Annotated in this window: 2 protein-coding genes; one reads left to right on the top strand and one right to left on the bottom strand. The window is 40.4% G+C overall.

The window, feature by feature from the left end:
- Positions 1–857 precede the first annotated feature (857 nt).
- Entirely contained in the window at positions 858–1,868 is a 1,011-nt protein-coding gene (gene asnA, locus MRZ08_RS00485; protein WP_297377932.1) for an aspartate--ammonia ligase, read from the bottom strand.
- A gap of 140 nt (positions 1,869–2,008) precedes the next feature.
- On the opposite strand from asnA, the gene modA reads away from it, so the two are divergent.
- On the top strand, positions 2,009–2,601 hold a 593-nt coding region (gene modA, locus MRZ08_RS00480), incomplete at its 3' end, for a molybdate ABC transporter substrate-binding protein (RefSeq protein ID WP_297377928.1).

The raw sequence follows: 2,601 nt of genomic DNA, 5'->3' as shown, positions 1-2,601 counted from the left end.
TCTTTATTGTGACAATTTCATTAGAGGTGGCGCCTTTCGGCGAGATCCCTCCACTTCGGTCGGGATAAGGGGGGTTGCTTACTGTTTTGTGAAGCGATATATTTCCCTTACTTCGACCTTGCGGAGAAGTCTCTTAGGTTTAAGTTGGATGCTTAGATAAGTTTATCTTTATTATTTAAATGTCATCATATACTGTAGACCTCTCACGTTCGTTCGATGGTAGTTTGCGGATTCGACTTCGTCTCATACTCGCAAAGCCTCGATTAAGGAATTTCATCAGTTCGATTTGCTCACTGTGACAATTCCATTAGATGTGGTTTGTGGGTTCGAAATTATTTATTGTGACAATTTCATTAGAGGTGGCGCCTTTCGGCGAGATCCCTCCACTTCGGTCGGGATAAGGGGGGGTTGCTTACTGTTTTGTGAAGCGATATATTTCCCTTACTTCGACCTTGCGGAGAAGTCTCTTAGGTTTAAGTTGGATGCTTAGATAAGTTTTTCTTTGTTATATACATGTCATCATAGACTGTAGACCTTTCGTCGCTTCCCCGTGGAAGCTCTGTCGAGGTGGATATGTAATCAGTAATATTTATTAAGGATGGAAATGTTTTTGAGATATCTTGACTCCGCTTGAGATAATGGGGGTAGATGTTCGGTAATTGTGGCCAGAACCATTAGATTTGTTAGTAACTAGATGATTAAAGCATAATTATAACCAAAAAACCCTAGCATTAAAGCTAGGGTTTTTATCGAAAGCAATGCCTCCATCGCTCAGTGCTCTTAAGAGCTCATTGTGTATCAATACTATGTTATAATAATTATATCATATATTAGATTCTAAAATCTAATTTTTTCTCCTACAATAGTTTGATTCCCTTGTTGGCTAGGGCTTTTCTTTGTTCGTCTGGCCAGTAGGATACTTGGACTTCTCCTATGTGGGCTTTTTGGAGGAAGAACATACATAGTCTTGATTGGCCGATTCCGCCTCCTATGGTTTGTGGGAGTTTGCCGTCTAAAAGCAATCTGTGGTAGTCGAATTTGAGTCTGTCTAGGTTGTCGGTTTGTTTTAGTTGTTCGTTTAGTCTTTCTGGGTTGACCCTGATGCCCATGGATGAGAGTTCTAGGACGTCGTCTAGGACTGGGTTATACACTAGGATGTCACCGTTTAGTTCCCAATCATCGTAGTCTGGGGCACGGAGGTCGTGTTTTTCGCCGTTTGAGAGGACTTTTCCGATTTGCATTAGGAAAACTGATCCGTATTCTTTGACTGCTAGTCTTTCTCTCTCCTTGTCGTTTTTACCTGGGTATTTTTGGAGGAGCTCTTCGCTGGTCATAAATCTAATTTGATCCTTGAGGAGCTTTTGTCTAGTAGGAATTAGAGTACAAAGGTATTCGTCTAGGGACTTCATGGTCCTGTAGATTGTCTCTACGATTTGTTTGAGATAGTCCACGTTTCTGTCTTCTTCATCCATGATTAGCTCCCAGTCCCATTGGTCGACGTAGAAGGAGTGGGTGTTGTCTGGTTCTTCGCAGCGTCTTATGGCGTTCATGTCTGTGTAAAGGCCCTCGTGGGTTTTGAAGTTGTATTCTTCTAGGGCGTATCTTTTCCATTTGGCTAGAGAGTGGACGATTTCCATCTCTGCGTTGTTGGCTTCTGGAAGGTCGAAGGTTACTGGTTTTTCTACTCCATTTAGGTTATCGTTTAGCCCTGATGTTTCAGAAACGAATAGAGGAGCAGATACACGCTTTAGGTTTAGGTTGTTGGCTAGGTTGATTTGGAAATAGTCTTTGATTTCCTTGATCAACAGTTGGGTTCTATATAAATCTTCATTGCTTTTATAATTTTCTGGTATAACTAACTTACTCATATTAACTCCTTTTCAATAAATAATAGTATACTCGACTTTGGCCCAAAAATAAATAGAAGAGTTCCTATTTGCTTATAAATATGATATAATATAAGCGAATAGTTAGCGTGAACTATTCGATATTAAAACAGGAGAAAATTATGAAAAAAATTACAGGAATCTTTCTATCTATGCTCTTTGCGGTAACGCTTGCAGCTTGTGGAGCCAAGGCACCTGCAGGAGAAGATGTAAAGGAAGAAACAAAGACAGAAGATGTGAATGATGAAAAGATGACAGAAGAGAAGAAGGATGATAAAACAAGTGCCAAGACTGACCTCAATGTCTTTGCGGCAGCTTCGATGACCGAGTCCCTAGAAGAATTAAAGGCAGTTTTTGAAGAGGAAAATCCAGACCTTAATCTTGTGTTTAACTTCGACTCATCAGGTACCCTTAAGACACAAATTGCTGAGGGAGCTGATTGTGATGTGTTTATCTCTGCTGCTAAAAAGCAAATGGATGAGCTTGATCCAAATAGCGACACTAAGGACAGCGATATTACAATCGACCCAGATACAAGATTTGACCTTCTAGAAAATGAAGTGACTCTAGCAGTGAAAGAAGATTCTCGCAAGGATATTAGGTCTTTTGATGATATTAAAACAGACAAGGTCGAGACAATTGCCCTCGGCAATGCTGATGTTCCAGTTGGCCAATATTCTGAATCCCTCCTTAAGAATATGGGAGTTTGGGATGA

It is taken from the genome of Anaerococcus sp., assembly GCF_022770135.1.
Classification (GTDB): domain Bacteria; phylum Bacillota; class Clostridia; order Tissierellales; family Peptoniphilaceae; genus Anaerococcus.
The sequence above is the reverse complement of the archived record's forward strand: the minus strand, read 5'-3'. Positions and strand labels throughout refer to the sequence as shown.

Bases quoted from the DNA above. Each gene is read 5' to 3' on its own strand.
- asnA (WP_297377932.1), bottom strand. From the start codon at position 1,868: ATGAGTAAGTTAGTTATACCAGAAAATTATAAAAGCAATGAAGATTTA.